The sequence below is a fragment of the uncultured Henriciella sp. genome, assembly GCF_964005855.1.
GTDB lineage: Bacteria > Pseudomonadota > Alphaproteobacteria > Caulobacterales > Hyphomonadaceae > Henriciella.
Map to the genome: position 1 here is coordinate 23,382 of NZ_CAXFSW010000013.1, position 25,789 is coordinate 49,170.

Here is a 25,789-nt window from a genome sequence, read left to right on the forward strand (position 1 = left end):
GAAACATGGCGGGAAAGACGTGTGGCCAGATCCTATATGGTCAAGCGATGATCCGTCCCGACCTCCTCCTGCACCCGACCCCAAAGGGGCTGTATTGCCCGCCGGGCGATTTCTATATCGACCCGGTTCGGGGCTCTGTCGACCGGGCCGTGGTGACGCATGGCCATGCCGACCATGCGCGGTCCGGCCATGGCGCCGTGCTGGCAACGCCCGAGACGCTTGCCATCATGGACGCGCGCTATGGCGAAGACTTTACGGCCAACCGCCAGCCCATCGAATATGGTGAGACGGTCGAGATCAATGGCGTCACCGTCTGGATGTCGCCGGCCGGCCATGTGCTTGGCTCCGCGCAGGTCGTGGTCGAGTGGAAAGGCCTGCGCATGGTGTGCACCGGCGACTATAAACGTCGGCGCGATCCGACCTGCCGCCAGTTCGAGCCAGTTCCCGATACCCACGTCTTTATCTCAGAGGCGACATTCGGCCTGCCGGTCTTCAAGCACCCCGACACTGATGGGGAGATCCGCAAGCTTCTGGACAGCGTCGCCCTGTTCCCGGACCGCACCCATCTTGTCGGGGTCTATGCCCTCGGCAAGGCGCAGCGCGTGATCAAGCTGCTGCGGGAAGCGGGGTACAATGAGACGCTGTATATCCATGGGGCCCTCGAAAAGCTCTGCCAGCTTTACGAGGATCATGGGGTCGCACTGGGGCCGCTGGAAACGGCCACGCTGGACACCAAGGAACGCGGCGCGCAGGAGCGGTTCCGCGGCAAGATCGTGCTCGGCCCGCCGTCCTCATTCCATGACAAATGGGGAAGGCGCTTTCCAGACCCCCTGCCCTGTTTCGCGTCCGGCTGGATGAGTGTGCGCCAGCGCGCAAAACAGTCCGGCGTCGAGCTGCCGCTGATCATTTCCGACCATGCCGACTGGGACGAGCTGACTGACACTGTGCGCGAGGTGAACCCCGAAGAGCTATGGATCACGCATGGGCGTGAGGATGCGCTGGTGCGCTGGGCAGAACTGGAAGGGCGTAAGGCGCGGCCCTTGCGTCTGGTTGGCTATGAGGATGAGAGCATCGATTGATGCAGGCTTTTTCCGACCTTCTAGAACGGCTGATCTTGACGGCTTCGCGCAATACCAAGGTCGAGCTGATGGTGAATTATTTTCGCCAGACGCCTGACCCGGCGCGCGGCTGGACGCTGGCTGTGCTGACCGGAGAGCTGGACATACCGGGCGTCAAAGGCGGGTCGATCCGGCGGCTGGCCGAGGACCGGGTCGATCCTGAGTTGTTTCGGATGTCCTATGACTATGTCGGCGACCTTGCAGAGACCGTCAGCCTGATCTGGCCCAGCCGGCGCGGGGCGAACCGTATTCCGCCGATGGAGGATGTGATCGAGGCGCTGCTGGGCGCGACAAGGCCAGAAGGTGAGCGGCTGGTCGCTGGCTGGCTCGACATGCTGGAGCCGCCGCAACGCTGGGCGCTGATCAAGATGGTGACGGGCGGGCTGCGGATCGGCGTGTCGGCGCGGCTGACCAAGGTGGCGCTGGCCGAAATGGGCGGCGTTGAGCCGGCCGAGATCGAGGAGATCTGGCATGGTCTCGCCCCGCCCAATGAGAGCCTGTTCGCCTGGCTGGACGGGGACGCAGAAAAGCCATCGCCCGATATCAAGGCGCCGTTCCGGCCCGTCATGCTGGCCCATCCACTGGTCACCAAGGACAAGCGCGACGACCCTGACGCCATCGACCCGGCGATGATCGACCCGTCCATATTTGCCGCCGAATGGAAGTATGACGGCATTCGCGTGCAGGCTGTTTCGGAGCGCGGCGTGCGGCGCATCTATACGCGGACCGGCGACGACATCTCACACACGTTTCCCGATGTGCTGGCGGCGATGGATTTTGAAGCCGCAATCGACGGCGAACTTCTCATCCGTGCGCCGAATGGCGAGGTCGCGCCCTTCAATGAGCTGCAGCAGCGCCTCAACCGCAAGACGGTAACCAGGAAGCAGATGGAGGCGCGCCCGGCCATGATCCGCGCCTATGACATACTGGTCGAGGGGGGCGAGGATCTGCGCACGCTTCCTTTTTCAGAGCGGCGCAAACGGCTGGAGACCTTTGTCGAACGCACGGGCAGCGACCGCATCGATCTTTCGCCGCTCGTGCCTGTGACCAGTCTCGACGCGCTGGAAGCGGCCCGGAACGATCCGCCTGCCCCGGAGATCGAAGGCCTGATGCTGAAACGCTGGGACAGCGTGTATGAGGCCGGACGGCCGACAGGCCCCTGGTGGAAATGGAAGCGGGACCCGTTTCTGGTGGATGCGGTGATGATGTATGCGCAGCGCGGCCATGGCCGGCGCTCCAGCTTCCATTCCGATTTCACCTTTGGCGTCTGGCGCGAAGGTGAAGATGGCGAGGATGAACTGACCCCGGTGGGCAAGGCCTATTTCGGCTTTACCGATGAGGAGCTGAAACAACTCGACAAATTCGTGCGCGAGAACACGGTCGACCGTTTCGGGCCTGTCAGGGCTGTAACGGCAAACAAGGAGAAGGGGCTGGTGCTGGAAGTTGCATTCGAAGGACTACAGCGCAGCCCGCGCCACAAATCCGGCCTCGCCATGCGGTTTCCGCGCGTGAACCGGATCCGCTGGGACAAGCCCAGCGCCGAGGCCGACAGGCTGGAGACGCTGGAAAAGATGTTGCCAGCCGACCCGCTCTTCGGAAAAAGCTCACCGGCATGACCCGCAGGCTCGCAGTTGGCCTTCTCATTATCTCTCTGGCGCAATTTCTGGTGCCTTTGCTGCCCGTTCTTGGGCTGGGCGAGAGTATCGGGAGCCGGGCGACTAGCGGGGGACGTCCGCCGGAACTGCCACCGGGACCCTTTTTCTCCATCTGGAGCGTGATCTTCCTCGCCTACTTCATCTTCGCCCTTCTGGCGGTGCTCAAGCCCAGCTATCTGGAGCGCCGGCTTGGCGGCGCCCTTCTTCTGGCAGGCGTGGGCAATATTGCCTGGATGCTGAGCGCGCAGCTTGTAGGCAACCAACTTCTCGATTTCCTTCTGCTCTGGCCAATCCTCGCCTTTGCCTGGACCGGCGCGCGGCGGCTTCATCGCATGGGCGGGTTTGACGGGACGTGGCGGCGGGCCAATGCCTGCGTGCTGACAGGGTTGTGGTCCGGCTGGATTGCTGTGGCCGTGTCTATCTCGGTGCCCGCGACATGGCGCGGTCTGTCGGGTCTGGGCCCGAGCGATGATGTCTGGATCTCGCTCTGGATGGCGCTGGTCAGTGCCGGCCTGCTCGCCTGGCTCTTTGCGAGCCGGGTCAGCGCGAGTGTCCTGTTCTTTGCGGCCCTCGCCTGGGGGCTCGCCGGTGTCGCGCTCAATAACTGGTATCTCACCGGCATGCACTGGCTGAGCGGGGCGAGCCTTCTGGCGGGTGGCTATATTCTGTGGCGCCGCGCGCGTCATGGCGCCCGGGCGGCCTTTGAATAGACGCTAGCTCTTTGCCACGCGGATGCGGGCGTTCAGGCTCTCGATCAGCTGCGGCGTTACATTACCTGACTCTTCCAGGCCGTTCTCGCGCTGATAGTTGCGGATGGCCGCCACAGTCGCCGCGCCCATGAGACCATCGGCCGGCCCCGGCTCATGACCGAGGGCTGTGAGCGTCTTCTGGACGCTGGCGATCTGCTCGGTGGACGCTTCGCCCTGCCAGGACTGGCGGGGGAAGATGCCATTGGCGGCGCGGTCCGGACGGGCCGCTGACCAGCCCTCGGCCCGGGCGCGCACGGTGGCCGCTTCCTGCGGGCCGACAACGCCGGAGAGTTCCTCGACCTTTGCCGGGGCGCCGCTATCGCCCTGCTGGGCGGCAACCGCATACCAGTAAAGCGCCTGTGAGGCGTCCTCGGAAATACCAAGGCCCGCCTCATAGAGAACGGCCAGATTATACTGGCTGTCGGTCAGGCCATAGTCGGCCGCCTTGCGGAACCATTCGGCCGCGCCCGCATAGCTCTGCGGCCCGCCTTCGCCCTCAGCATAATAGACGGCGAGGTCATGCATGGCTTTCACATTGCCGCCATTGGCGGCACGTTCGGTCCACTCGCGTGCCATCTGAAGATCACGCGGCACACCGAGGCCGGACTCATGAAGTTTGGCGAGCCGGTACTGGGCGGCGGGCTGGCCCTGTTCTGCGGCGCGGCGGATCATGCTGGGACCGGATGTGTAGTCGCCCGCATCAAGACGTTCCTGACCGACAAGATACTGGGCCACCGGGTCACCCGCGATGGCGGCAGATTCTACGCTCTGCGCCTCGGGGATGGGGGAAAGCGCCGCGAGCGCCTGTTCAGGCGCGGGCTGCTCGGCAGGCTCGGACGTGCTGGCCTCGCCTGTCACTCCAGCGTCGGCGACGGAGGGATCAGACACACCAGCGAGGCTGACTTCGCCCTCGCCGCTTTCTGAAGCCGGCTCCTCCTCTGCGAAGAGGTCCTGTTCGAGATCGGAATCGTCTCCGGGAGCCTGGACGGAATTGACGCTCTCGGCGCGCGACGCGTCATCTGGTTCGGGGGCTGTATCGACCGCGGTCTCGCCGGCTTCAGCCGAGGCGTCCGTACCGGCCGCCGCCATGCTCAGCGTGTCACGTGTCTGGACATCGCGTTGCGGCCCTTCTTCCTGCATGCCGCGCAGGAAAATAACGGCGCCAGCCGCGGCCGCGATAGCGATCACAGAGGCAGCTGCCAGCAGCGGAAGCCGGCTCGATTTCCTGGGCTTGGCGCTTGCCTTGGCGGGTCTCGCCTTGCCTTTCTTCTGCGCCTTTTGCGGAGGGGCTTCAGAAGCCTCCAGCGCAGCAAGCCGGGCGCGGCTGAGATAGTCCTCCTTGCCGGCCGGCTGCTCTCGCTTGCGGGGGGCAGCCTCCTTAGCCTCAGCTTCGCTCAGCCCCCAGGAATTGTCGGCGCGTGGGCGGGTCTCCTCAAAGACATCCTCTTCCGGCTTCGTATCGCGCTCGTCGAAATCGGAGAAATCGGCGAACGGATCGGCGATCTCCTCCTCTTCTGGCAGGTCTGCCTCATATTCGTAGGCACTGCCTGCATGGACAGGCGGGTCCTCGTCCAACTCGTCGAGGAAGGGGAGACCGGCCTCGAAAGCCGCGGCCGGTTTGCCACGGCGCGTCTCGCGCTGACGGGCCGGCTGAGGCGCCTCTTCAGTCAGGAAGTCGTCATAGGCATTGTCTTCGGTGCCAGTTGAGCCGGCATCGGCCCTGCGAGAATGCGGCTCCTCATCGTCGCTTTCCAGCGCTTCCAGCCGGCTGGCGAGCGAAGCAATTGCTTTCTGGACTGGCGAAATGGAGGTGCTGGAGCGTTCCTGCATCTCCTCGATCCGGTCGGAAACGCCGTTGAGCGCGTCGGAGAGGCGCTTGTGCTGGACCTTGCGTTCGGTTTCCAGCGTTTCCTCAAGCTCACGGAAAGACCGGTCCTGGCGGGCCTGAAGGCGCTGGGCGACACTGGAGACCTGCTCACCGACCTGCTCTATGGCCCCGGCGCTGCGCTTTTCACTTTCGTCGATCCGCGTCTCGAAATGATCGGCGAGACGTTTCATCTCGGCGCGAACCGCCTCCAGCTGCGGGCTCTCCTCCTGATTTTCGAGGAGCCCTGACATCTGCGTGATGCGTTCGGAGAGCTTCTGAAGCGTCTCAGTCGAGGTCTTTTCCGAAGTGGCCAGCCGCTGGCGAATGGCACCGACGGCCTTCTGTATGGTGTCCACGGTCGCCGGGGAAATCGCATCGGCTGCAACGTTCTCGACCTTGTCGCGGAGACTTTTCAGCTCGCTATCGGCCTTGTCATGGCGTTCATCCATGCGCGCGCGCAGCTCGTCCAGCGTCTTGGCCGACACCCCATCCTTGGAATCGAAACGCTGGCGCAGCGTGTCGAGAGCAGCCTGGGAGGCTGTCCAGTTTGTCTCCACCCGCCGTGACAGTTCATCAAGCGCCGCGCGCGATGACTTGCCGGCAGAGTCCATATCCTGCCGGAGGGTACCGAGCGAAGCCTGCGTGTTGGAATCGCGGCGCTCAACAGCGTCAGACAGATCACGCACCGCATTTCTGACAGCGTCGACCTGTTCATGGCGCGCCGACTTGCCAGCCGCCTGCTCGATCTCCTGGGCAAGCTCCTTGCGGGTGGTCTCGATGGAGCTTCGAAGCTCCGCCGAAAGTCCACGGAACCGGGATTCAAACTGCTCACGCAGCATCGTCGCCGTATCGGGGAGCGCCTTTTCGGCCAGATCGCTAACGCGCGAACTGAGCGCGGCAAATGTCTGGTCGACCTTGTCGAGCGCCTGATTTGTCGTGGTTTCCGCCCGGTCGAGGCGGGCCTGCAGGGCTTCGACCTGATCCACCCGTTTGGCCATGTCGTCGACGCGTGCAAGGCGTTCGGCTACGCGGGTTTCAAGATCGCTGAAACGGCCGGAGAGGTGTTTGGTAGCCCCCTCAGTGCGCAGCTCGGCCTGTTCCACCTTACGGGCAAGCCGGTCAGCGGCGTCATCCAGGGTCTTGTCGATCCGCCCCTCGACGCCCGTCAGGCGCGCGCCGAGGTCTTCAAGGCCAGTTTCGACGCGCTTGCGGACTGCAGCGGTGCCGTCCTTCTGGCGCGAAGTTTCCTCGTATACATGGGAGGCGAGCTTGCCGAGCGCCTGTTCGAGTGATTTCAGCGCCTTCACATCGCGCCTGCCTCCACCGCTGCCTTCCAGCGTGTCGAGTTTCGACTTCAATGCATCATGGGTGGTGCGGATATCGTCGATGACGCCCTCATAGCTGGTCGAGAGGCCATCGGTCTTGCGATGGGCGTCATTCAGGCGTTCGGTCAGATCATGGATAGAGCGGTCGATGCCGCTGAGGGCGACGGCCGAGCGCGCTTCCATCGCCTCAAGCCGGCGCAGAAGATCGTGGATGGCTGCGGCCGTACCGGGATACTCCCCGTCTCCGCCCTCGCCGCCGCCGCCGCTGCGCGCGTATCGGGGGGTCTCGTCATCTCTCGCCGCCATTGCCCCTCCTGACACGGGATCGCCAACCGATCCGGTTTCCATCTTGAGCATGCGGTTAATATATTCACCAATGGTGAGGCCTTCTTCACGCGCAGCCGCACGGGCTGCCTCGCGTGCGCGTTCGTCGCTGCCTTTGACACTCCAGGGCCCGTAACTCGACATACGCGAACTCCTCAACTCCGGCAGGCGCGTCTGCAGAAAACACCCCCGGAACACCGCATTGCGCCATGGATGAAGAGCTTCGTCTTAAAGGGTGGTTAAAATGGTAAACAGAAAGGCTGGATTTGTTCAGACATCTGCAGCGCGTCCCTGTTCGGGCTTTACTTTGACGGAAAGGTAAGGGTAACATTGACGTAAACGTAAATAACAAAACCCAGGAGGATATCATGCCAGACACAGCTTCCATCTCCATCTCGGAGACACGGACCTACTCAATTTCGGAGCTTGCCCGCGAATTCGGCATTACGCCGCGCGCGCTGCGCTTCTATGAAGACAAGGACATGCTGCACCCCGCGCGGGACGGCATGACGCGCGTCTATTCCCACCGCGACCGTGCCCGGGTCACGATCATCGTGCGTATGAAACGCCTCGGCCTGCCGCTGGCCGATATCCGTGAAATCCTGGACCTTTACGGTCTCGGCGACAATGAGCGCGCCCAGAAGCGCAAGACGCTCGAGAAATTCCGCAACCAGGTCAAGGAATTCGAAAATCAGCGCGAAGACATCGAGATTGCTCTCGGTGAACTCCGCAAAGGCATTGAATGGCTGGAGAACGACCTTTCCAAGATCGGCCCGGCCAATGAACAGGCTGAAAGCGTGGCTGCCTATGATGCGGTGGCGCGCAAGCAACTGGACGATGCCTGAAGTCCTTTCCATACCCAGACAGTAAACGTTACCGGCCTGCAGAAACCTGCGGGCCGGTTTCCTCGTAATAAAGACCAGAAAGAGCAAACAGATGCCACGTTATGACGCGCCGATCCGGGACATGCAGTTCATTTTCCATGACGTCCTGGCCCTCCAGAACTATTCCAACCTTGAGGGCTTTTCCGACGCGACGCCCGACATTGTGGACCAGATCCTGGAGACGGGTGGAAAGTTCGCCAGTGAGGTTCTCTTTCCGCTCAACAAGGTGGGCGACGCGCAAGGCTGCAAGCGCGCCGAAGACGCATCTGTAAAGACACCCGACGGGTTTCCAGACGCCTACAAACAGTTCGTCGAGAATGGGTGGCCCCTCCTGTCGAAGACGCCGGAAATGGGCGGACAGGGCCTGCCCAACGCGCTCTCGATTGCGATCAGCGAAATGATGTCATCAGCCAATATGGCTTTCGCGATGTATCCGGGCCTGACCTCCGGCGCGTATGAAGCGCTGATGGCGGGCGGCTCCGACGAGCAGAAGCAGAAATACGGGCCGAAAATGGCAACCGGCGAATGGGCCGGCACGATGAACCTCACCGAACCGCAATGCGGTACCGATCTCGGCCTCATCAAGACCAAGGCGGTCCCTCAGGAGGATGGCTCCTACAAGATTACTGGCCAGAAGATCTGGATTTCGGGCGGTGAGCAGGACCTGACAGACAATATCGTCCATCTGGTGCTGGCGCGCATCGAAGGCGCGCCGGAAGGCATCAAGGGCATCTCGCTCTTCGTCGTGCCGAAATACATGGTCAAGGAAGATGGCTCGCTGGGCGAACGCAACGCCCTGTCCTGCGGTGGTCTCGAAGAAAAGATGGGCATCCACGGCAACGCCACCTGCGTCATGAATTATGATGGCGCGACCGGCTGGCTGGTCGGCGATGAGCATAAGGGCATGCGCACCATGTTCGTGATGATGAACGAGGCGCGTCTCGGCGTTGGCCTGCAGGGTCTTGCCCAGGCAGAGGTCGCCTATCAGAATGCAGCGGACTTTGCCCGCGAACGCCTGCAGAGCCGCGCCCTGACGGGGCCGGCCGCGCCGGACAAGCCCGCCGATCCGATTATCGTCCATCCGGATGTGCGCCGCCTGCTCATGGATACGAAATCCTTTGTCGAGGGCGGGCGCCTCTTCACCTACTGGACGGCGCTGCATGGCGACCTGCTTCACAAGTCACCAGACGAGAAGATGAAAGAGAAGGCCGGCGACTATATGGCGCTGATGACGCCGGTGGTGAAAGCCTTCCTGACCGACCGCGGGCTGAAGGCCTGCAATGATGCGCTCCAGCTGCATGGCGGCACCGGCTTTACCCGCGAACAGGGCGTCGAACAATTTGTCCGCGATGTGCGCATTGCGCTGATCTATGAAGGCACAAACGGCATCCAGGCGCTTGACCTTGTCGGGCGCAAACTGGCGGCCAATGGCGGCCGGGCCGTCTTCACCTTCTTTGCAGAGATGGACGATTTCATCGGCCAGCATGAAGGCAATGAAGAGATGAAGCCGTTCGTCGAGGGCCTCAGCCAGGCGAAAGCCGAGCTGCAGGACGCCACGACCTGGCTGATGCAGAACGGCATGAGCAACTTCAACAATGCCGGCGCCGCCTCGACCGACTATCTCCACCTGTTTGGCCTCACCGCGCTGGGCTTCATGTGGGCCAAGATGGCCGAGGCCGCCCTGGAGAAACGTGGCGACGACCCCTTCTATGACGACAAACTCGTCACTGGACGCTATTATATGAGCCGTATCCTGCCGGAAACGGCGGCCCATCTTGCCAAGCTGAAGACAGGCGCAGAGCCCTTGATGGCGCTGGAGGCGGACCGGTTCTGAGACGTTTCCCGCAGCCGGTTTCCAGGCCGGCTGCGGGAGGCTGCGAAATGTCGCGCAGTATGACGCTGCGTGAGGACTCGCCCCACAAGAGGGCGAGCCTTATAAATTGACGTGAACGTAAACGACAACTTGTCGATACAGACACGAGGAAGGGAGAAATTCATGCGAGACATACTGGGCGTGCCGCCGGCAAAATGGCGCCAGGATGAGGAGATCTCGATCTTCTCCGATGCCGTGGGCCAGTTTTTCGAGCGCGAATGCAAGCCGCATGTCGAAGCGTGGCGCAAGCAGGGCTATGTCCCCCAAGAGATGTGGAAGAAGGCCGGTGAGGCGGGTCTTCTCTGTGCGTCGATTCCAGAAGAATATGGCGGCGCAGGCGGGGATTTCCGCCATGAGGCCGTCATCATCGAGCAGCAGCAATGGAAAGGCATCGACGGCTTTGGCATCACGCTGCACAACGCCATCATCGCCCCCTATATCGAAGCTTTCGGATCTGAAGAGCAGAAGAAGAAATGGCTTCCGCGCCTTGCCTCCGGTGAGCTGATTGCCGCCATCGCCATGACCGAGCCGGGCACAGGCTCAGACCTTCAGGCGGTCAAGACGACAGCAAAGAAGGATGGCAATCACTACGTCATCAACGGCTCCAAGACCTTCATCTCCAATGGTCAGACGGCAAATCTGATCGTGACAGTCGCGAAGACCGATCCGAGCCTCGGCGCGAAGGGGATTTCCCTGATCGTCGTGGAAACCGACGAAGTCGAAGGGTTTGAGCGCGGCCGGAACCTTGAGAAGATCGGCCAGAAGGCGGCCGACACCTCAGAACTGTTCTTCAACGATGTGCGGGTGCCGACGTCCAACCTGCTCGGCGCCGAAGAAGGCCAGGGCTTTGTCCAGCTGATGACCAAGCTGCCGCAGGAGCGCCATGTCATCGGCCTCCAGGGCGTCGGCATGATCGAGCGCGCCATTGCAGAAACGACCGCCTATGTAAAACAGCGCAAGGCGTTTGGCGGAACGATCTGGGATTTCCAGAACACCCAGTTCAAACTGGCCGAGTGCAAGACCGAAGCGACGGTCGCGAAAGTTTTCGCCGATCACTGCACCGAGCTTCTGCTGGAGAACAAGCTCGATGCCGCCACGGCGTCCATGTCGAAATACTGGATCTCGGACCTGCAGTGCAAGATCATCGACGAATGCCTGCAGCTGCATGGCGGCTATGGCTATATGGACGAATACCCCATCGGCCAGATGTATGCCGATGCCCGCGTCCAGCGCATCTATGGCGGCGCGAACGAAGTCATGAAAATGCTGATCGCGAGGACGATGTAGCCTCATGATCCGCTGGCTCGGCATAGCATCTATCGTCCTCGGGATCATCTCGATCCTTCTGGGCACCTATGTCGAGTTTGCGCGCCCCGGTGCGGGTGTCAGTGGTTTTGCCCCGATTGCGCTTGGCTTTGGCTCGCTCGTGATCGGCCTGATCGTCCTTCGTCAACTTAAAAACATGAAATTCTGAGTATCCTGAAAGGAGCTTTCACCCATGACCGAAGCCTATATCTACGACGCCGTGCGCACCCCGCGCGGCAAGGGCAAGCAGAGCGGTTCGCTGCACGAGATCACCTCGCTCTCGCTGGCGACGCAGGCCCTGCAGGCCGTGCGCGACCGCAATGAGCTCGACACATCTTATGTGGACGATGTCATTCTCGGCTGTGTGTCGCCGGTTGGCGAGCAGGGCGCCGATATCGCCCGCGTTGCCGCACTGAATGCAGACTATTCGCAGGAAACAGCTGGCGTTCAGGTCAACCGCTTCTGCGCCTCGGGCCTCGAGGCATGCAACATGGCAGCCGCCAAGGTCATGGTCGGTGAAGCCGATATGGCAATCGGTGGCGGTGTGGAAGCTATGTCCCGCGTCCCGATGGGCGCCGATGGTGGTGCCTGGTCAACGGATCCCCAGGTGGCCTTCAAGACGTATTTCGCGCCCCAAGGTGTGGGCGCCGACACGATCGCCACCAAATGGGGCTTCTCACGCGACGATGTCGACGCTTACGCCATCGAGTCCCAGAAGCGGGCTGCGCGCGCCTGGGAAGAAGGCCGCTTCAAGAAGTCCATCATCCCGGTCAAGGACCAGATGGGCGCCGTCATCCTCGACCATGACGAGCATATGCGTCCCGACACCACAATGCAGTCGCTCGCATCGCTAAACCCGTCCTTTGTCGGCATGGGCGGCATGGGCTTCGACGAGGTGATCAAGCAGCGTTATCCGGAACTCGAATCCATCGACCATGTCCACCATGCCGGCAATTCTTCCGGTATCGTCGATGGTGCGTCTGCTGTCCTCTTCGGCTCAAAGGAAGCTGGCGAGAAACTCGGGCTGAAGCCGCGTGCCCGCATCCGGTCGATGGCCTCTATCGGCTCAGAGCCCGGCATCATGCTGACAGGCCCGTCCTATGTGACCGAAAAGGCGCTGAAGAAAGCCGGTATGGAGGTCGGTGACATCGACATATACGAGCTGAACGAAGCCTTTGCGGCGGTCGTCCTGCGTATGATGCAGGCGCTCGATATTCCGCATGACAAGATGAATGTGAATGGCGGCGCGATTGCCATGGGCCACCCGCTGGGCGCAACCGGGGGCATGATCCTCGGCACCATGGTCGACGAGCTTGAGCGCGCCGACAAGGAAACCGCGCTGATCACGCTCTGTGTCGGTGCCGGTATGGGCACAGCGACGATCATCGAACGGGTGTAGGACGGTGCGCAAGCCCTCTCGCGCCTTTCTGCCCCTCGGTATTGGCGTCGGTCTCGCGACCGGCGCCGCCCTGGGACAGGCAACAGGAAACTTTGCGACCGGGACCTCCATGGGCATCGCCCTTGGGGTCGTCTTCGGCCTCGCACTCGGAGCGCGCAGCGCGCCCGGAAACTAACAGGACAAGAGCAAGATGAATCTCGAGACATTCAAATTCGACATTGACGGCGATGGCATTGCGCATGCCGTTTTCGACGTACCGGGCCGGAGCATGAACACGCTGACCGGCAAGGCGGTGGCCGATATCGTTGCCATCGCCAAGGAAGTGGCCTCCAATGACAAGATCAAGGGGCTCGTCATTTCCTCCGGCAAACCGAGCGGTTTCTGCGCCGGGGCCGATCTTGGCGAAATGGGCAACCGCGCCGGTTCTTCCGACGACAGCGCCAAGAGCGAAGACGAGAAGCTGAAGGAGCGCTTCGAGCAGGGCTTTACCCTGAACAAGACGCTGCGCCAGCTTGAAACCTGTGGCAAGCCGGTGGCCTGTGCACTGAACGGTCTGGCACTTGGCGGCGGCCTCGAAGTTGTTCTGGCCTGCCATTACCGCGTCGCCGCGAACGACAATCCCAAACAGCAGTTCGGTCTGCCGGAAGCCAAGATCGGCCTCCTGCCAGGCGCAGGCGGCACGCAGCGCCTGCCGCGTCTCGTCGGTGTCCAGGCCGCACTTCCGCTGATCCTTCAGGGCACGAGCTTCGATGCCAAGAAGGCCCACGAGATGGGCGTCATTCAGGAGCTGGCCCCCGGCGCTGACGTCGTTGAGAAGGCGAAAGCCTGGGTGAAAGCCAATCCGGAGGCCAAGGCCCCGTGGGATGAGAAAGGCTTCAAGGTGCCGGGCGGCGTGCCTCACAAGAGCCCGGGTGCCGGTCAGGTCGCGACCATGTCCAACATGATGGTAGCGGCCAAGACCTATGGCAATTTCCCGGCCCAGAAGAACATTCTCTCCTGCGTCTACGAAGGCATTCAGGTGCCGATCGATGCCGGTCTTCGCATCGAGACGCGTTACTTCATCAACACCCAGTCGCGCCCGGAAGCCAAGGCGATGATCCGCTCGCTCTTCCTGTCGACGCAGGCCCTCTCCAAGGGCGGCAACCGTCCGGATGGCTATCCGAAGACAGAGTTCAAGAAGATCGCCGTGGTCGGCGCCGGCCTTATGGGCGCAGGCATTGCCTATGTTCAGGCCAAGGCCGGTATCCCGACGGTTCTGGTCGATGTGTCCAAGGAAAATGCCGAGAAGGGCAAGGACTATTCGCGCCGTCTCGTCGAGAAGGATGTCTCTCGCGGCAAGTCCACCCAGGAGAAGGGCGACAAGCTGCTCGATCTCATCACCACTACGGACAATTATGATGATGTGAAGGGCGCCGACCTCGTCATCGAGGCCGTGTTCGAGAATGAAGAGCTGAAAGCCAAGATCACCAAGCAGGCCGAAGCAGTGCTGGGCGAGGATGCCGTCTTCGGGTCCAACACCTCCACCCTCCCGATCACGGGCCTTGCCAAGGCATCAGACCGTCCGGAGAACTTCATCGGCATCCACTTCTTCTCCCCGGTGGAGCGGATGGGCCTTGTCGAGATCATTTCCGGCGAGAAGACCACGGAAGCGACACTGGCCAAGGCGATCGACTATGTCCTCGCCATCCGCAAGACGCCGATTGCTGTCAATGATAGCCGCGGCTTCTACACCTCGCGCTGCTTCGGCACCTATACACGCGAAGGTATGGAAATGCTGGCCGAAGGCATCAAGCCGGCGATCATCGAGAATGTCGGGCGCCAGTCAGGCATGCCGATGGGCCCGCTGGAAGTCTCTGACTCCGTCGGTCTGGACACCGCTCTCAAGGTGACGCGCGCAACCGCAGAGGCCATGGGCGTCGACATACAGACCGATGACCGCACCCAGTTCCTGGCCTGGCTGGTCGAGGACAATGGCCGCGTTGGCCGCAAGGCGGGCAAGGGCTTCTACGACTATAATGAGAAGGGCAAGCCGGAACGCCTCTGGCCGGATCTCAACACCCGTATCGACGTCACGGTCGATGAGTGCCCGCCGGAACTCAAACAGCATTACATCAACCGCCTCCTGATCCGTCAGGCGATCGAGGTTGCCCGCTGCTTTGAGGAAGGCGTGATCACCGACGCCCGCGACGGCGACATCGGCTCCATCCTGGCCTGGGGTTTTGCGCCCTATACGGGCGGCTGCTGCTCGTATGTGGACCTCATCTGGGGCATCAAGCCCTTTGTCGAGGAAGCCAAGAAGATGGAAGAAAAGTATGGCGAGCGTTTTGCCGTACCGCAGCTTCTCAAGGACATGGCCGAGAAGGGTGAAGGCTTCTATGACCGCTTCCCGCCGGGCGGCGTGAAGGCAAAGGAAGCCGCCTAAAAGTCCATAAGCACACCTGAATGAGAAAGGCCGGAGCCCGCGCTCCGGCCTTTTTTACTGCGATACCTATGCAGATTACTGCCAGACTGTTCGGAACTGAATTTTTACGCAGCCTATTCTGTGCCTATCAGGGGCGATCAAACTCGTCATCGATCACTGCCCAGGACTTTTGAATGGCCAGACCCGCGGGCGTCAGAAATCAGGACTATGAAGACAAGCGGACCGCTCTCCTCGAGGCGATGCTTGCCTATGTCGAATGTGAACACGTGGTCCAGCCTTCGCTGCGGCAGCTCGCAATCGGCGCCGGCGTCTCCGATGTCAGTCTCCGCCATTATTTCGGCGACCGCCGCGGTGTTGTGATCGCCCTTTTCGATCACCTCAGAGACACGACCCGGGGGATAAGGGAGACGATGCGCCAGAGGGCGGAGACGGTGAGTGAGGCGATCTCGATCTATCTTTCACTGGCTAGCCGGGCGGGCAGCGACGAGTCCTATATCCGGCAACATGTCTTTGCCCTGCGTGAGGCCATGGCCGATGGCGAGGTCTATGCCCACTACCAGGCCAGCGTTCTGGAGCCGGCGGCGGATGCGCTTGGCGAAGGGCTCGTGAAATCCAGCAACGGCGTGCTCTCCACTGAGGCTGCCCGGCAGGCCGCCTCCCATATCGTCTTCAATGCAATGTTCCTCGCCATGCAGCGCCTGATTGACCCTGAAAAGACCAGCGTCGCGGACATGACCGGGCAGCTCAAACGATTTACCCGGTGGATAACGTTCGGACTGGAGGCGGATATCGCCGCCCTGAAAGCCTAGGCACATAAAAAAAGGCCGCAGCATCTCTGCTGCGGCCTTCTCTATTTTCGCCTTAAGCCGGTCGAACCTAGCTGGTCGTCACCGGCGTCAGCAGAACTTCAACGCGGCGGTTTGCGGCGCGGCCTGCCTGCGTTTCGTTGCTGGCGATCGGCTGTGTCTCACCACGGCCATAGGCGGAGATGCGGACAGCCTCAACGCCGCGGCTCACAAAGTAGTTTGCGACCGTGTTTGCGCGCTGTTCGGACAGGCGCATGTTGTAATCGTCAGGGCCGTCGGCACTGGCATGGCCGACAACATCGACGCGGGTGGACGGGTATTCCTGGAGAACGCCGGCAATCTCATTCAGCGGACCATAGGCGCTGCCCTGAAGTTCCGCGCTGTTCACAGCGAAATTGACGCTGGAATTGGACGGCATTGTGAGGGCGATCTGGTCACCCTGGCGCTCCACCTGGATCTGCGAATTGGCCGTGCGCTCACGCAGGGCACGTTCCTGACGGTCCATATAGGTACCGACAGCGCCGCCAGCCAGCGCGCCCACGGCTGCGCCAATTGCTGCGTTACGGCCGTCATCGCCACCTGCGAGCGTGCCCAGGGCTGCGCCAGCCAGCGCACCGCCACCTGCACCATAAGCCTGGTTCTGCGAGAGGCCGGTGCCTTCACAGGCCGTAAGAACGAATGCAGCTGCTGCTGCGCCAATCATCATCTTGTTCATCGAAGTGTCTCCTCATGAGAAAATACCCCCAACCCAACGATGGAGGCCTTTGGTCTGGAACGCTGGCTTTATTGCTTGGTTCCAATACCACTTGATGACATTAGCTTATTTTTCTGAATACTAGACAACATGTGCGGACGTTACTTCAGGCATGGCGTCAGCTGGTCCGATTATCAGGCCTGGCTCAATCTCGTGCCGCCGGATGAGACCGATCCGCCCGAAGCCACGTACAATGCCGCACCCGGCTCCTATCAGCCCATATTAAGGCGGGCACATGCCGGTCATGTCGAGCTGGCACCCGCCCTCTGGGGGCTCGTGCCCTCCTGGTGGAAGAAGCCGCTGAGTGAGAAATCCTTTTCAAGCTTCAGCGCGAAATCGGAAACTGCGGCGCAAAAGCCGGTCTTCCGGGGCGCCTACCGCCATCATCGATGCCTTATACCGGTCAGCGGCTATTATGACTGGACGGGACGGCCAGGCGCCAGAACGCCCTTTGCCATCGGCCTGCGTAACCGGCGTCATTTCTGTCTGGCGGGTCTATATGATGTGGCCCTTATAGAAGGGTCTGAGCTGCACAGTTTCGCCGTACTGACCACTGAAGCGAATGATGCCGTCGCCGGAATAGGCCCGCGCATGCCCGTCATCCTGCGCCAGAGCGACTTCGCCCGCTGGCTGGATCCGTTCGAGGACCGTGTCGGCGACCTGCTGGCCCCATTCGGGTCTGAGGAGATGGACATAAGGCCGGCGCATCCCGATGTTGGCAATGTGCGAAACGATCATTCCGGTTTGATTCAGGAACAATAGGCGGCTAGAACCGTCAGTGTGACAGTTTCTTAAAGCTTTCCGGACAGAAAAATAACATGCGCACGATCTATTTTATCTTTGTCACACTGCTCGCCGTTGCTGCGGTCGCTGCCTGAGGCAGACCGCTTCCACGACCTGAACAGATCACTGCGCCTGCAAATGGCGCAGGTCTAGTCGTCTTCTATTTCCAGTCCGCGATAAGCCTCTGCCACCAGGCGGGCGATCTCTTCACAGGCCGTCCGTGCCGCCGGAACAGCGCCCGTAAAAGCGGTAAAGCCGTGCGCCAGACTGTCATAGCATTTATAGGTCACTTTCACGCCCGCCTTGCGAAGGAGCTGGGCGTAGGCAGCGCCATCATCGACGAGCGGGTCGAAACCGGCTGTCGCAATGATAGCTGGCGGCAGGTCTTCCAGACGGGTTTCGCGCGCGGGTGAAAGCCGCACATCCGACTTGTCCTGGCCGTCTGGAATATACTGTTCCATGAACCAGCGCATCGTCTCGGCGTCCAGCGGATAGGTCTCGCCATAGGTCTGGTAGGATGGAAATTCGTCCTCGATCTCTGTCGCCGGATAGATCATCAGCTGGAGAAGCGGCATCGGCTTGCGCTCCCGCATCATTTCCTGAGCGACAATGGCAGTAAAATTGCCGCCCATACTGTCGCCGCCAATCGTCGCGGCGCCTGCGGGTGCGCCGTGTTTGGTTGCATTACGCAGCGCCCATTCATATGCATCGATGCAGTCTTCAAGCCCGGCGGGAAATTTATGCTCGGGCGCCAGGCGGTAATCGACCGACAGCACCGGACAGGCGGCGGCCTTCGCGATCATCGTGCAGAAGACATGGCAGGTCTCAAGGTCGCCGATCACGCCACCGCCAAAATGGTAATAGACCATCATGGGCGCCTTCGGGTCCTGATTGTCCGGTCTGTATATGCGCACCGGAATCTTGTGGCCATCGGTCGCGGGGATCTCGCTGTCACTCCACGAAACGCCCGGCTCAGGCTTGTCGGCGAACATGGCAAGACCCGCCGCCGAGGCGGCCCGCGCTTCGGCGGGGGAGAGACTCGACATGGGCGGCTGGCGCTTTGCGCCCTCCATCATGAACTGGAAACGTGGATCCAGCGTGCGCCCGCCAAGGACGAGCGGTTCGCCGCCCGAAAGTTTGACCAGAAGGCCCCCTGGAAGCTTCATCAGCAGTTTTGCAATCGTCGCCTGCAAGCTCATAGCCGCTCTGCCTTCTATTTCTTCCGTGTCGTCGCCAGCGTCCCTGCCCCGTTCATGAAGAGCTGGGTCGCAAATTCAACGGCGCCCGCCGTATCGACCGGACGCCTGCGCAGCATATGATCCCCAACTTCCCGCGCAATCCCTATTGCCGCTGCGGTGAGAAAACCGGAGTCGGAAAGGGAAAGGCCGGAGGACTGCGCCACATGTTCAAAGTCGGCGCGGATTTCCTCGAAAACCGCATGCATTTCCGGCGTGTCGACCCGTACACCGATCATGGCCGCATGCGGCGCGCCTCGCTCGATCGCCTCTTCATTCTCCTCATTGAGGAATTCGAAATAGGCGCTGTAGGCAGCCTTCAGATAGGCTTCCAATGAGGTCGCCCTGGCGCGCACAGATGCCAGACGTGAGCGGAACCGCTGAACCCCTTCATTGGCCAGCGCCTCGAAGACTTCTTCCTTGGAGCGGAAATAATTGTAGAAGGTGCCGGCCGCGAGATCGGTCTCTCTTATGATGTCACGAACGGTCGCCGCATCGGCGCCCATACGCGCAAAGACCTGGCGCGCCGCCTCCAGAATCGCCTGACGGTTCGCGGCCTTGGCGCGTGCGCGCTTTCCGGAAAGCTCTTCCTGCTCGACTCTCGCGTCCATGGTCCGCCTTTCTGCAACAAATTCAGCAGTCACCAGATTGATGACGCCCCGTCAACTTTGGTCAGCTCGCAGGTGTGCGATTTCTTCCTGCCGGCGTACTGAGAGCAGCACGCCCCACGCGGCCCTGACCAGGATCAGGGCGAGAACACCCGCCAGCGGTTCATTGAACAGAACCAGCAGTGCGAACCCGGCGAAGAGCGCGAAGTGCAGGACAACGACCCGCCCATAGGGCCTGGCCATCTCGGTTATGGGGTTGGTCTCGCGATATTCGCCGCGCAGGAGGAAATCGCGAACGAAGAGGAAAACCTGCAAGGTAAGGATCGCGCCCACGAACCAGATCATGCCGGTGCCCGTGGAGAATGCGTAATTCACAAGATCGAATGGATCGAACTGGACCGTGCCGCCCCCATTGGAGATTTCCGAGAAAGCCATGAGGAAGACGCCGTGCACAAAGCAGAACATCCCGTAGTGAAAGGTAAAGAAGGCACCGAGCGCCGCCCAGCCGAGGAGCGCGTTGAGACCATGGCGCGCGGAGGCAGCGGCCATATGCAGCAGGGTGATGAGACCCAGTAGGAGGTTTTCGAGCCAATAGAGAAAGACAAGCGCCGCCGCGCCCCAGCCGAGCTGAAAAACGGCGATAAGCGGAAAGAGATCGACCGCCAGGATCACCCACGAGACCGGGTCCCGGTAAGCGCGCGCCAGCGCTTCTGGTGTCAGCCTGCCCATGTCCCCACCCTGCCCTCGGTCAGTAGGCTGCGGTTAAGCCTATATAGGGCGGGAAGGAAAGCGGATTATACGCCGTCAGGCTGCTGGGATAGCTGCCGGTCAGAACCTCGAAATGAAGATGGATACCGGTGCTGCGCCCTGTCGTGCCCATAATGCCCAGGGGCTGCCCGAAGCCGATGTCGCGCCCGGCTTCCACGCCGGCCTCGATATTGGCGAGGTGCGCGTAACGGGTGAAGACGCCCTGCCCATGATCGATCAGGATGGTGTTGCCGAAACTGGGGCTGCGCTTTGCCTCACGGATCGTGCCGGGGGCGGCTGAATAGACCATACCGGCCGGGCGTGAGCGAAAGTCCAGACCCTTGTGCGTGCGGCCCATCCGGTGGCCGAAACCGGATGTCATGCAGGCATTATTGGTCGGCACGGACGCCATAACCACCTTGCCGTCAACGAGAATGATCGGGTTGAAGTCGATGACGCGCAGATTGTCATCATAGGCAAAGGCATTGGTGATCGTGCTGTTGGGGCAGAGATAGAGGTCCGCATCCGGCTGGAAGGGCCCCTGCTCTGCACTCACACTGGCGGTCGCGGTGATGGCGGCAGGAGCCTCGACACGTTCAGCCCCGCGATTGGGATAGAAGACAGGCGCGGGGGTCGTGCCGCAGGCTGTTACGAGAAACGCGCCCGCCAGACTTGCAAGCAAGATGCGCAACATATCCGCCATCCATCGGTCCGATTAACCATTTCAGGCGGTGGCTTTCACGCGCTTCCGCCCACGCTCTATCTCTTTCATGAGATCCTTTACGTAAGCGTTAAAATCGACCTGCATCGTATGACGCGGCGCATCGTAGAAATGGCCCAGATGGAACTGCTCGTCTTCCTTGATGATGTCCCACATCTCGGTCTCTGGCGGGAACTCATACTCACCGGCAATCTTTGCGGCGCAGAGCTTTGACTGCTGTTCGGCAAAGTTCACCAGCGTCGGCAGCGGCTGGGCGAGACCAAGGAAGAAAAGGTTCTCATAGCCCGGCCGGACCATGCGTTTGTAGAGCTGGATCTTGTTGTCCTTTGGCAGGATGTCCGGGTCGGTCAGGAAGGGGAAACTGATATTATAGCCTGTCGCCCACACGATGGCGTCCAGCTGTTCGCGCGTTCCGTCCGCGAAGACGACACCATCCCCATCGAGCCGCTCCATGGCCCCTTTCGGGGAAATGTCCCCGCAGCCGACACGGGTCAGGAACTCGCCCGAAACCGATGGGTGCGCGTCCAGCGGCTCATGGTCAGGCTTGGGCAGGCCATAATCCTCCATATTGCCAACGCGCTTCTTGATCGAGGCGCGCGCAAGCTTGCGGCCGAGCTTTGTCGGCATCCAGCCCGGCAGGACCGATTTGTCGGCCGGCTGGCCGTTCATATATTTCGGCAGGACCCAGACGCCGCGGCGCATGGAGATGAAGAGTTTTTCAGCAATCGGACGCTGTGAAAGCTCGGACGAGATGTCCATTGCCGAATTGCCGGCCCCAACCACGAGCACCCGCTTGCCGCGGAAGTCATAGGGCTCGAACGGGTCGCGATAGTGGTGAGAGTGCACCTGATAGCCGTTGAATTCACCGGGATAGTCCGGGACCCGGGCATCCCAGTGGTGACCATTGGCGACGAACAGCCACTGATAGGTCTTTGTCTCACCGGTCGACAGCGTCACGTCCCAGTCGCCGTCGCTGCGGCGTTCCGCCTTGATCACTTCGGTATTGAAGGTGATCGTCTCGCGCAGGCCGAAATGGTCGACATAATCGTGGAAATACTGCAGCAGCTGGGCATGATGCGGGAAGTCCGGCCACTCTTCAGGGACCGGATAGTCCTCAAAGGCAAGACGCCATTTCGACGTGTCGATATGGAGGCTCTGATAGCAGGAGGAGAGGCCGTTCGGGTTGCGATAGTACCAGTTGCCGCCAATATCGTCCGACATCTCAAAGCAGTCATAGGCAATGCCATAATCCTTCAGGCGCTTGGCCATAGTGAAGCCGGAACAGCCCGCCCCGATGATGCAGGCCTTGCCACCTGTGTGTGCGTCGAATGCCATTGATTTCCTCCCGCAGCGTCACTTGTTGTGTTCGCTTTCCGGGATGGTATCGAGGATCAAGCGGACGTCAATTTCACGTCGCGGCAACAGTAGCGAGGACATCTCCATGAGCGAAGAGGGCGAGCATCAGGACATGATGCTGAAGCTGATGAAGCAGCATACACGCAAAGCGATGTCGACGGTTCCGTGGGCCAACGCGCTCGGTATCGAGCTGACGAACATTGAGAAAGGCCGCGCTTTCGCGAAGGTTGGCTGGCGCGAAGACCTGGTGGGCGATCCTGAAACGGGCGTTATCTATGGCGGGGTCCTGACCGCACTTCTCGATAATCTGAGTGGTTTCTGTATCAATACGGCGCTGAAAAAGCCTATGTCCATGGCGACGCTGGACCTTCGGATCGACTATATGCGGCCGGCCGACAAGGGACGCGACATCCTCGCTGAAGCAGAGTGCTATCACGTGACCCGGAACGTCGCCTTCACACGTGCCTGGGCCTATCATGACAGCCGGGACAAGGTGATCGCGACGGCAGCAGGCACATTTGCGCTGAACGATATTACCCGCTGGGCCAGCGGCAATGAAGCCATGGATATCGCCAACAAGATGCTTGGAGAAGGCCAATGAGTTCACGCGCAGACCAGCTTCAGGCCTTTCTCGACCGCACCCCCTTTGCCCGCTTTGTCGGCATGAAGGTGGACATCGAAGGCGACAATCTGATCGCCCGGCTACCCTTTCAGGAAATGTTTATCGGCAATCGCGCGATCAACGCCCTGCATGGCGGCGCCACAGGTGCTTTTCTGGAAATGACCGCCATCTCCCAGCTTTATCTCCAGTCCGACCTTCAACGCCTGCCCAAGACCATCAACCTCACCATCGACTATCTTCGAAGTGCCAAGGGCGGTGAGGATCTGTACGCGCACGCCATCGTCCACAAGCTGGGCCGGCGTATGGCAAGCGTGCGGGCCGAAGCCTGGCAGGGCGACAAGGACAAGCCGGTGACAGCTCTACAGGCGCATTTCCTGGTCTCTGAGGAGGGTTGAGTGCTCGAGTCGCTGATTGAAGGCGACCGAGACCGCGTAGAAGCCGATCGCCAGCAGGCTAAGCGCCGCGCAGGCGGCAAAGGCTGCCGGGTATCCGCCTGAGGCACGCACCCAGCCAAGCTGGCCAGCGCCAAGGCTTGTGCCGAAATTCAGAAGCGCCATGAAGATGGAAAACTGTGTTGCGGCCACGCTGCCCTGGGACTGGCCCATGGCGATAGCATAGGTGCAGACCGACATCAGGACGAAAAGAACGCTGTAGAGAAGAAGATAGCCCAAATAGAAATCGCCTGAGGACCAGAACCAGATCGCTGCCGCATTGAGCAGAGCCATACCAGCAAGCGCGCCGCCCAGCGCCTTGAGCGGCCCGACCCGGTCCGCGAGCCATCCTGAGACGAAGATACCGAACAGGCCACCAATCAGGTCTGCGGTAGCGTCCCGGTCGGTGAAAAGCTCGCGGCTCCATTCCAGCTTCTGCACGGCGAGCGCCGGAGAGAAGGCCGTTTTCAGCCCATACGCCAGAAAGGCGACCAGAATGCCGCCTGCAAGCATCAGGCTGGCCGGGCGTTTCATGGCCAGGAAGACGCCTTTAAGGAGCGGCCACCAGCGCTTGACCTGAACACTGCGCGTGCGCGGTGAGGCCTTCCCAGCCGACCATGGCATCAGTTTCTCGCCTTCCCGCTCCCTCAAAAGCAGCGGCGCCAGCATGACGAGGCCAACGAAAAATGCGGTCGCCAGCGCGGCGAGCCCATGACCCTCATCGCCGATGAGGCGGCCGCTAAGAAACGCGAAGCCGGCGGTGCCGAGTGTCTTGCCGCCCCACATCAGGCCATTGGCCGTGGCACGTTCCTCTTCGTCCAGAATATCAATCGCCATGCCGTCAATCGCGACGTCCTGAAACGCGCCCGCGAAATTCACGGCAAAACCGGCCACGGCGAACCAGTAAAGACTGTTGTCCGGCGGCGCGAGGCTGGCGAACCACAGAAGGCTCGCAATCAGGATCAGCTGCGCCACGATCAGCCATGGCCGTTTTCGTCCCATGGCCGCATAGGTGAAGCGGTCCATCAGGACACCATTGAAGAGCTTGAAACTCCAAGGGAGCAGGATGACCGCGATATAACCTGCAATCGCATCCGCCCCGACCCCCTGCGAGGCGAACCAGGCGGGGACAGCGATGTAAAGAAGGCCTTCCGGCGCGCCCTGAGCAGCATAGAGCAGCATCAGGCTGCCAAGCCTTAACGGCTTGTTTCGATCAAGCGCGGGAAGCCTCAACCGCCATCCTTCCAGGCCACGCGGTAAAGGTCGAACCGCCGGTCCCTTAGGTTCCTGACCGTACCCTCGGACCGCGCGAAATTGAGATCGTTGAGGTCGAGGTCCGCCATCACGACCGCCTCGACATTTTCGGCGATCTCAGCGGCAATGCCTTCGCGGGCGAATGGATAGTCGCACGGCGTCAGAATGGCCGACTGGGCATAGTTGATGTCCATATTCTCGACATTCGGCAGGTTGCCCGTACAGCCGGAGGTCACGACATAGAGCTGGTTCTCGATGCAGCGGGCGTGGCAGCAATAACGCACCCGCAGATAGCCCTGGCGGCTGTCGGTACAGAACGGCGTGAACAGGATGCGCGCGCCTTCATCAGTAAGGCGGCGAGCAAGCTCCGGGAATTCGGAATCATAGCAGATCAGGACGCCGATGGGGCCGCAATCGGTCGGGATGACGTCGACGCTGTCGCCGCCCTTGATATTCCACCAGTGGCGCTCATCCGGGGTCGGATGGATCTTTTCCTGCGCGTGAACGGAGCCGTTGCGCAGGAAGACATAGGCAACATTCTGGATGTCACCATCATCGGTGCGCGTCGGGTGGGAGCCGCCGATGATGTTGATGTTGTAGGAGATGGCAAGCTCACGCATCTCATCGACGAAGCGCGGGGTATAGCGGGTCAGCGCCTCAATCGACTCAGCCGGGCGCAGCTTGCGCTTCTCGAAGGCGAGAAGCTGCAGTGTGAACAGCTCAGGGAAGACGACAAAGTCCGCGCGCCGGTCAGAGCAGACATCGACGAAATATTCCACATTGCTCATGAACTCTTCGAAGCTTTTCACAGCGCGCATCTGAACCTGGACCGTGGCGACGCGCACGCGCTCCTTCGTGGCGTAGGAGACCTTGCTGGTTGGCTTCACTTCCACGGCATACGGGTTGCGCCACACCATGTGCGTGGCATGGCCGCCGCTGTCTGTGTCCTCTTCGAGATAGTTGTGCAGCACGCCAATCGGCTCAAACCCGGCGCGCAAATGGTAGCGGATCACCGGATCGGTGATCTTTTGCGCGCGGACGGCTTCGACATAGTCCTCGGGGTTGGGATACTGTTTGCGCTTGCGTTTCCAGCCCGGCATACGCCCGCCAAAGACGATGCCTTTCAGCTCCCAGTCCTCACAGAGCTGCTGGCGCGCATTATAGAGCCGCTGGCCAATGCGCGTGCGCCGGATCTCCGGGTCGACGCAGACCTCCATGCCATAGAGCCAGTCGCCTTCCGGGTCGTGGCGGGCGGCATAGCCATTGCCGGTAATCTCGATCCAGTCATGGGGTTTGAGCGCCAGGTCTTCGGCTACCAGAAAGCTCGCCGCATAGCCAACGACTTCGCCGTCGTATTCGACGAGGAACTGGCCTTCCGGAAAGGACGAGATCTGTCCGCGCAGCATGCCCGGCGTATAGCCGTCCGCTGGACGGCCATAGACCTTCAGCACAAGTGCCGCGATGGCCGCCACATCGTCCAGCGTCGCATTGCGGACGACAACAGACGCCTTTGTTCTCTCGCTGGGCATTCAACCCCCTGATCTTGCTAGG

The 25,789-nt window shown here is 61.1% G+C and carries 23 protein-coding genes; 14 read left to right on the forward strand and 9 right to left on the reverse strand.

Features of this window, described 5'->3' with window-relative positions:
- Nucleotides 1–47: 47 nt before the first annotated feature.
- Genes ABNU55_RS12215 through ABNU55_RS12225 form a run of 3 tightly spaced genes read left to right on the forward strand, consistent with a single transcriptional unit; the run spans nucleotide 48 to nucleotide 3,483 of the window.
- Nucleotides 48–1,079 (forward strand): ligase-associated DNA damage response exonuclease, encoded by a 1,032-nt coding sequence (locus ABNU55_RS12215; RefSeq protein WP_290754246.1) that lies wholly within the window; start codon nucleotides 48–50, stop codon nucleotides 1,077–1,079.
- Complete coding sequence (locus ABNU55_RS12220; protein WP_290754244.1) at nucleotides 1,079–2,734, forward strand: cisplatin damage response ATP-dependent DNA ligase; 1,656 nt, start codon at nucleotides 1,079–1,081, stop codon at nucleotides 2,732–2,734. Before ABNU55_RS12215 ends, ABNU55_RS12220 begins: the two co-directional genes overlap by 1 nt.
- The gene (locus ABNU55_RS12225; RefSeq protein WP_290754243.1) at nucleotides 2,731–3,483 is read left to right on the forward strand and encodes a hypothetical protein; all 753 of its coding nucleotides are present in this window, start codon (nucleotides 2,731–2,733) and stop codon (nucleotides 3,481–3,483) included. Before ABNU55_RS12220 ends, ABNU55_RS12225 begins: the two co-directional genes overlap by 4 nt.
- Nucleotides 3,484–3,486: 3 nt before the next feature.
- On the opposite strand, the gene ABNU55_RS12230 is transcribed toward ABNU55_RS12225, so the two are convergent.
- The gene (locus ABNU55_RS12230) at nucleotides 3,487–7,182 is read right to left on the reverse strand and encodes a peptidoglycan-binding protein (protein ID WP_290760061.1); all 3,696 of its coding nucleotides are present in this window, start codon (nucleotides 7,180–7,182) and stop codon (nucleotides 3,487–3,489) included.
- Between the two features lie 224 nt (nucleotides 7,183–7,406).
- Between ABNU55_RS12230 and ABNU55_RS12235 the strand changes: the two genes are divergently transcribed.
- The 8 genes from ABNU55_RS12235 (at nucleotide 7,407) to ABNU55_RS12270 (ending at nucleotide 15,730) form a co-directional block, all read left to right on the forward strand.
- A complete protein-coding gene (locus ABNU55_RS12235) occupies nucleotides 7,407–7,883 on the forward strand; it encodes a MerR family DNA-binding transcriptional regulator (protein ID WP_290755274.1) in 477 nt (158 codons plus the stop codon).
- Between the two features lie 91 nt (nucleotides 7,884–7,974).
- Nucleotides 7,975–9,756, forward strand: coding sequence for an acyl-CoA dehydrogenase C-terminal domain-containing protein (locus tag ABNU55_RS12240; protein WP_290755277.1), 1,782 nt, complete (start codon nucleotides 7,975–7,977; stop codon nucleotides 9,754–9,756).
- 162 nt (nucleotides 9,757–9,918) lie between these two features.
- Entirely contained in the window at nucleotides 9,919–11,082 is a 1,164-nt protein-coding gene (locus ABNU55_RS12245) for an acyl-CoA dehydrogenase family protein (RefSeq protein WP_290751212.1), read from the forward strand.
- A 4-nt stretch (nucleotides 11,083–11,086) separates the two neighbouring features.
- Nucleotides 11,087–11,269, forward strand: a complete 183-nt coding sequence (locus ABNU55_RS12250; RefSeq protein WP_290751215.1) for a hypothetical protein — start codon at nucleotides 11,087–11,089, stop codon at nucleotides 11,267–11,269.
- Between the two features lie 24 nt (nucleotides 11,270–11,293).
- Entirely contained in the window at nucleotides 11,294–12,499 is a 1,206-nt protein-coding gene (locus tag ABNU55_RS12255; protein WP_290751217.1) for an acetyl-CoA C-acetyltransferase, read from the forward strand.
- Between the two features lie 4 nt (nucleotides 12,500–12,503).
- Nucleotides 12,504–12,674, forward strand: coding sequence for a hypothetical protein (locus tag ABNU55_RS12260; RefSeq protein WP_290751219.1), 171 nt, complete (start codon nucleotides 12,504–12,506; stop codon nucleotides 12,672–12,674).
- A gap of 15 nt (nucleotides 12,675–12,689) precedes the next feature.
- Complete coding sequence (locus ABNU55_RS12265) at nucleotides 12,690–14,921, forward strand: 3-hydroxyacyl-CoA dehydrogenase NAD-binding domain-containing protein (protein WP_290751221.1); 2,232 nt, start codon at nucleotides 12,690–12,692, stop codon at nucleotides 14,919–14,921.
- A 173-nt stretch (nucleotides 14,922–15,094) separates the two neighbouring features.
- Nucleotides 15,095–15,730: a hypothetical protein gene (locus tag ABNU55_RS12270; RefSeq protein WP_290751224.1), complete on the forward strand. Its 636-nt coding sequence runs from the start codon at nucleotides 15,095–15,097 to the stop codon at nucleotides 15,728–15,730.
- Nucleotides 15,731–15,797: 67 nt separating this feature from the next.
- Here the strand turns inward: ABNU55_RS12270 and ABNU55_RS12275 are convergent, their stop codons facing one another.
- Entirely contained in the window at nucleotides 15,798–16,442 is a 645-nt protein-coding gene (locus tag ABNU55_RS12275) for an OmpA family protein (protein WP_290751226.1), read from the reverse strand.
- A gap of 129 nt (nucleotides 16,443–16,571) precedes the next feature.
- Here ABNU55_RS12275 and ABNU55_RS12280 point away from each other — a divergent pair, with 129 nt between their 5' ends.
- Nucleotides 16,572–17,243 (forward strand): SOS response-associated peptidase, encoded by a 672-nt coding sequence (locus ABNU55_RS12280; RefSeq protein WP_290751228.1) that lies wholly within the window; start codon nucleotides 16,572–16,574, stop codon nucleotides 17,241–17,243.
- 170 nt (nucleotides 17,244–17,413) lie between these two features.
- Here ABNU55_RS12280 and ABNU55_RS12285 read toward each other — a convergent pair whose 3' ends face one another.
- Genes ABNU55_RS12285 through ABNU55_RS12305 form a run of 5 tightly spaced genes read right to left on the reverse strand, consistent with a single transcriptional unit; the run spans nucleotide 17,414 to nucleotide 21,910 of the window.
- On the reverse strand, nucleotides 17,414–18,463 hold the full coding sequence (locus ABNU55_RS12285) for an alpha/beta hydrolase (protein WP_290751230.1): 1,050 nt from the start codon (nucleotides 18,461–18,463) through the stop codon (nucleotides 17,414–17,416).
- A 14-nt stretch (nucleotides 18,464–18,477) separates the two neighbouring features.
- Complete coding sequence (locus ABNU55_RS12290; protein WP_290751232.1) at nucleotides 18,478–19,110, reverse strand: TetR/AcrR family transcriptional regulator; 633 nt, start codon at nucleotides 19,108–19,110, stop codon at nucleotides 18,478–18,480.
- A gap of 51 nt (nucleotides 19,111–19,161) precedes the next feature.
- The gene (locus ABNU55_RS12295; RefSeq protein WP_290751234.1) at nucleotides 19,162–19,836 is read right to left on the reverse strand and encodes a DUF6498-containing protein; all 675 of its coding nucleotides are present in this window, start codon (nucleotides 19,834–19,836) and stop codon (nucleotides 19,162–19,164) included.
- Between the two features lie 19 nt (nucleotides 19,837–19,855).
- Nucleotides 19,856–20,548, reverse strand: coding sequence for a M23 family metallopeptidase (locus ABNU55_RS12300; protein ID WP_290751236.1), 693 nt, complete (start codon nucleotides 20,546–20,548; stop codon nucleotides 19,856–19,858).
- A gap of 30 nt (nucleotides 20,549–20,578) precedes the next feature.
- Nucleotides 20,579–21,910 (reverse strand): NAD(P)-binding domain-containing protein, encoded by a 1,332-nt coding sequence (locus ABNU55_RS12305; RefSeq protein ID WP_290751238.1) that lies wholly within the window; start codon nucleotides 21,908–21,910, stop codon nucleotides 20,579–20,581.
- Nucleotides 21,911–22,016: 106 nt separating this feature from the next.
- Here ABNU55_RS12305 and ABNU55_RS12310 point away from each other — a divergent pair, with 106 nt between their 5' ends.
- Nucleotides 22,017–22,532: a PaaI family thioesterase gene (locus ABNU55_RS12310; RefSeq protein ID WP_290751240.1), complete on the forward strand. Its 516-nt coding sequence runs from the start codon at nucleotides 22,017–22,019 to the stop codon at nucleotides 22,530–22,532.
- Entirely contained in the window at nucleotides 22,529–22,948 is a 420-nt protein-coding gene (locus tag ABNU55_RS12315; RefSeq protein WP_290751242.1) for a PaaI family thioesterase, read from the forward strand. The genes ABNU55_RS12310 and ABNU55_RS12315 overlap by 4 nt, the downstream gene beginning before the upstream one ends.
- Here the strand turns inward: ABNU55_RS12315 and ABNU55_RS12320 are convergent.
- Both ABNU55_RS12320 and ABNU55_RS12325 read right to left on the reverse strand, forming a co-directional pair.
- Nucleotides 22,913–24,217: an MFS transporter gene (locus ABNU55_RS12320; RefSeq protein ID WP_290760065.1), complete on the reverse strand. Its 1,305-nt coding sequence runs from the start codon at nucleotides 24,215–24,217 to the stop codon at nucleotides 22,913–22,915. The genes ABNU55_RS12315 and ABNU55_RS12320 overlap by 36 nt on opposite strands.
- Nucleotides 24,214–25,767, reverse strand: a complete 1,554-nt coding sequence (locus ABNU55_RS12325; RefSeq protein WP_290751247.1) for a carbon-nitrogen hydrolase family protein — start codon at nucleotides 25,765–25,767, stop codon at nucleotides 24,214–24,216. The genes ABNU55_RS12320 and ABNU55_RS12325 overlap by 4 nt, the downstream gene beginning before the upstream one ends.
- Between the last annotated feature and the right edge of the window lie 22 nt (nucleotides 25,768–25,789).

Excerpts from the sequence above, each read along its gene's own strand:
- ABNU55_RS12215 (WP_290754246.1), top strand. The coding sequence starts at position 48 with ATGATCCGTCCCGACCTCCTCCTGCACCCGACCCCAAAGGGGCTGTAT.
- ABNU55_RS12220 (WP_290754244.1), top strand. The coding sequence starts at position 1,079 with ATGCAGGCTTTTTCCGACCTTCTAGAACGGCTGATCTTGACGGCTTCG.
- ABNU55_RS12225 (WP_290754243.1), top strand. The coding sequence starts at position 2,731 with ATGACCCGCAGGCTCGCAGTTGGCCTTCTCATTATCTCTCTGGCGCAA.
- ABNU55_RS12230 (WP_290760061.1), bottom strand. The coding sequence starts at position 7,182 with ATGTCGAGTTACGGGCCCTGGAGTGTCAAAGGCAGCGACGAACGCGCA.
- ABNU55_RS12235 (WP_290755274.1), top strand. The coding sequence starts at position 7,407 with ATGCCAGACACAGCTTCCATCTCCATCTCGGAGACACGGACCTACTCA.
- ABNU55_RS12240 (WP_290755277.1), top strand. The coding sequence starts at position 7,975 with ATGCCACGTTATGACGCGCCGATCCGGGACATGCAGTTCATTTTCCAT.
- ABNU55_RS12245 (WP_290751212.1), top strand. The coding sequence starts at position 9,919 with ATGCGAGACATACTGGGCGTGCCGCCGGCAAAATGGCGCCAGGATGAG.
- ABNU55_RS12250 (WP_290751215.1), top strand. The coding sequence starts at position 11,087 with ATGATCCGCTGGCTCGGCATAGCATCTATCGTCCTCGGGATCATCTCG.
- ABNU55_RS12255 (WP_290751217.1), top strand. The coding sequence starts at position 11,294 with ATGACCGAAGCCTATATCTACGACGCCGTGCGCACCCCGCGCGGCAAG.
- ABNU55_RS12265 (WP_290751221.1), top strand. The coding sequence starts at position 12,690 with ATGAATCTCGAGACATTCAAATTCGACATTGACGGCGATGGCATTGCG.
- ABNU55_RS12270 (WP_290751224.1), top strand. The coding sequence starts at position 15,095 with ATGGCCAGACCCGCGGGCGTCAGAAATCAGGACTATGAAGACAAGCGG.
- ABNU55_RS12275 (WP_290751226.1), bottom strand. The coding sequence starts at position 16,442 with ATGAACAAGATGATGATTGGCGCAGCAGCAGCTGCATTCGTTCTTACG.
- ABNU55_RS12280 (WP_290751228.1), top strand. The coding sequence starts at position 16,572 with ATGTGCGGACGTTACTTCAGGCATGGCGTCAGCTGGTCCGATTATCAG.
- ABNU55_RS12285 (WP_290751230.1), bottom strand. The coding sequence starts at position 18,463 with ATGAGCTTGCAGGCGACGATTGCAAAACTGCTGATGAAGCTTCCAGGG.
- ABNU55_RS12290 (WP_290751232.1), bottom strand. The coding sequence starts at position 19,110 with ATGGACGCGAGAGTCGAGCAGGAAGAGCTTTCCGGAAAGCGCGCACGC.
- ABNU55_RS12295 (WP_290751234.1), bottom strand. The coding sequence starts at position 19,836 with ATGGGCAGGCTGACACCAGAAGCGCTGGCGCGCGCTTACCGGGACCCG.
- ABNU55_RS12300 (WP_290751236.1), bottom strand. The coding sequence starts at position 20,548 with ATGTTGCGCATCTTGCTTGCAAGTCTGGCGGGCGCGTTTCTCGTAACA.
- ABNU55_RS12305 (WP_290751238.1), bottom strand. The coding sequence starts at position 21,910 with ATGGCATTCGACGCACACACAGGTGGCAAGGCCTGCATCATCGGGGCG.
- ABNU55_RS12310 (WP_290751240.1), top strand. The coding sequence starts at position 22,017 with ATGAGCGAAGAGGGCGAGCATCAGGACATGATGCTGAAGCTGATGAAG.
- ABNU55_RS12315 (WP_290751242.1), top strand. The coding sequence starts at position 22,529 with ATGAGTTCACGCGCAGACCAGCTTCAGGCCTTTCTCGACCGCACCCCC.
- ABNU55_RS12325 (WP_290751247.1), bottom strand. The coding sequence starts at position 25,767 with ATGCCCAGCGAGAGAACAAAGGCGTCTGTTGTCGTCCGCAATGCGACG.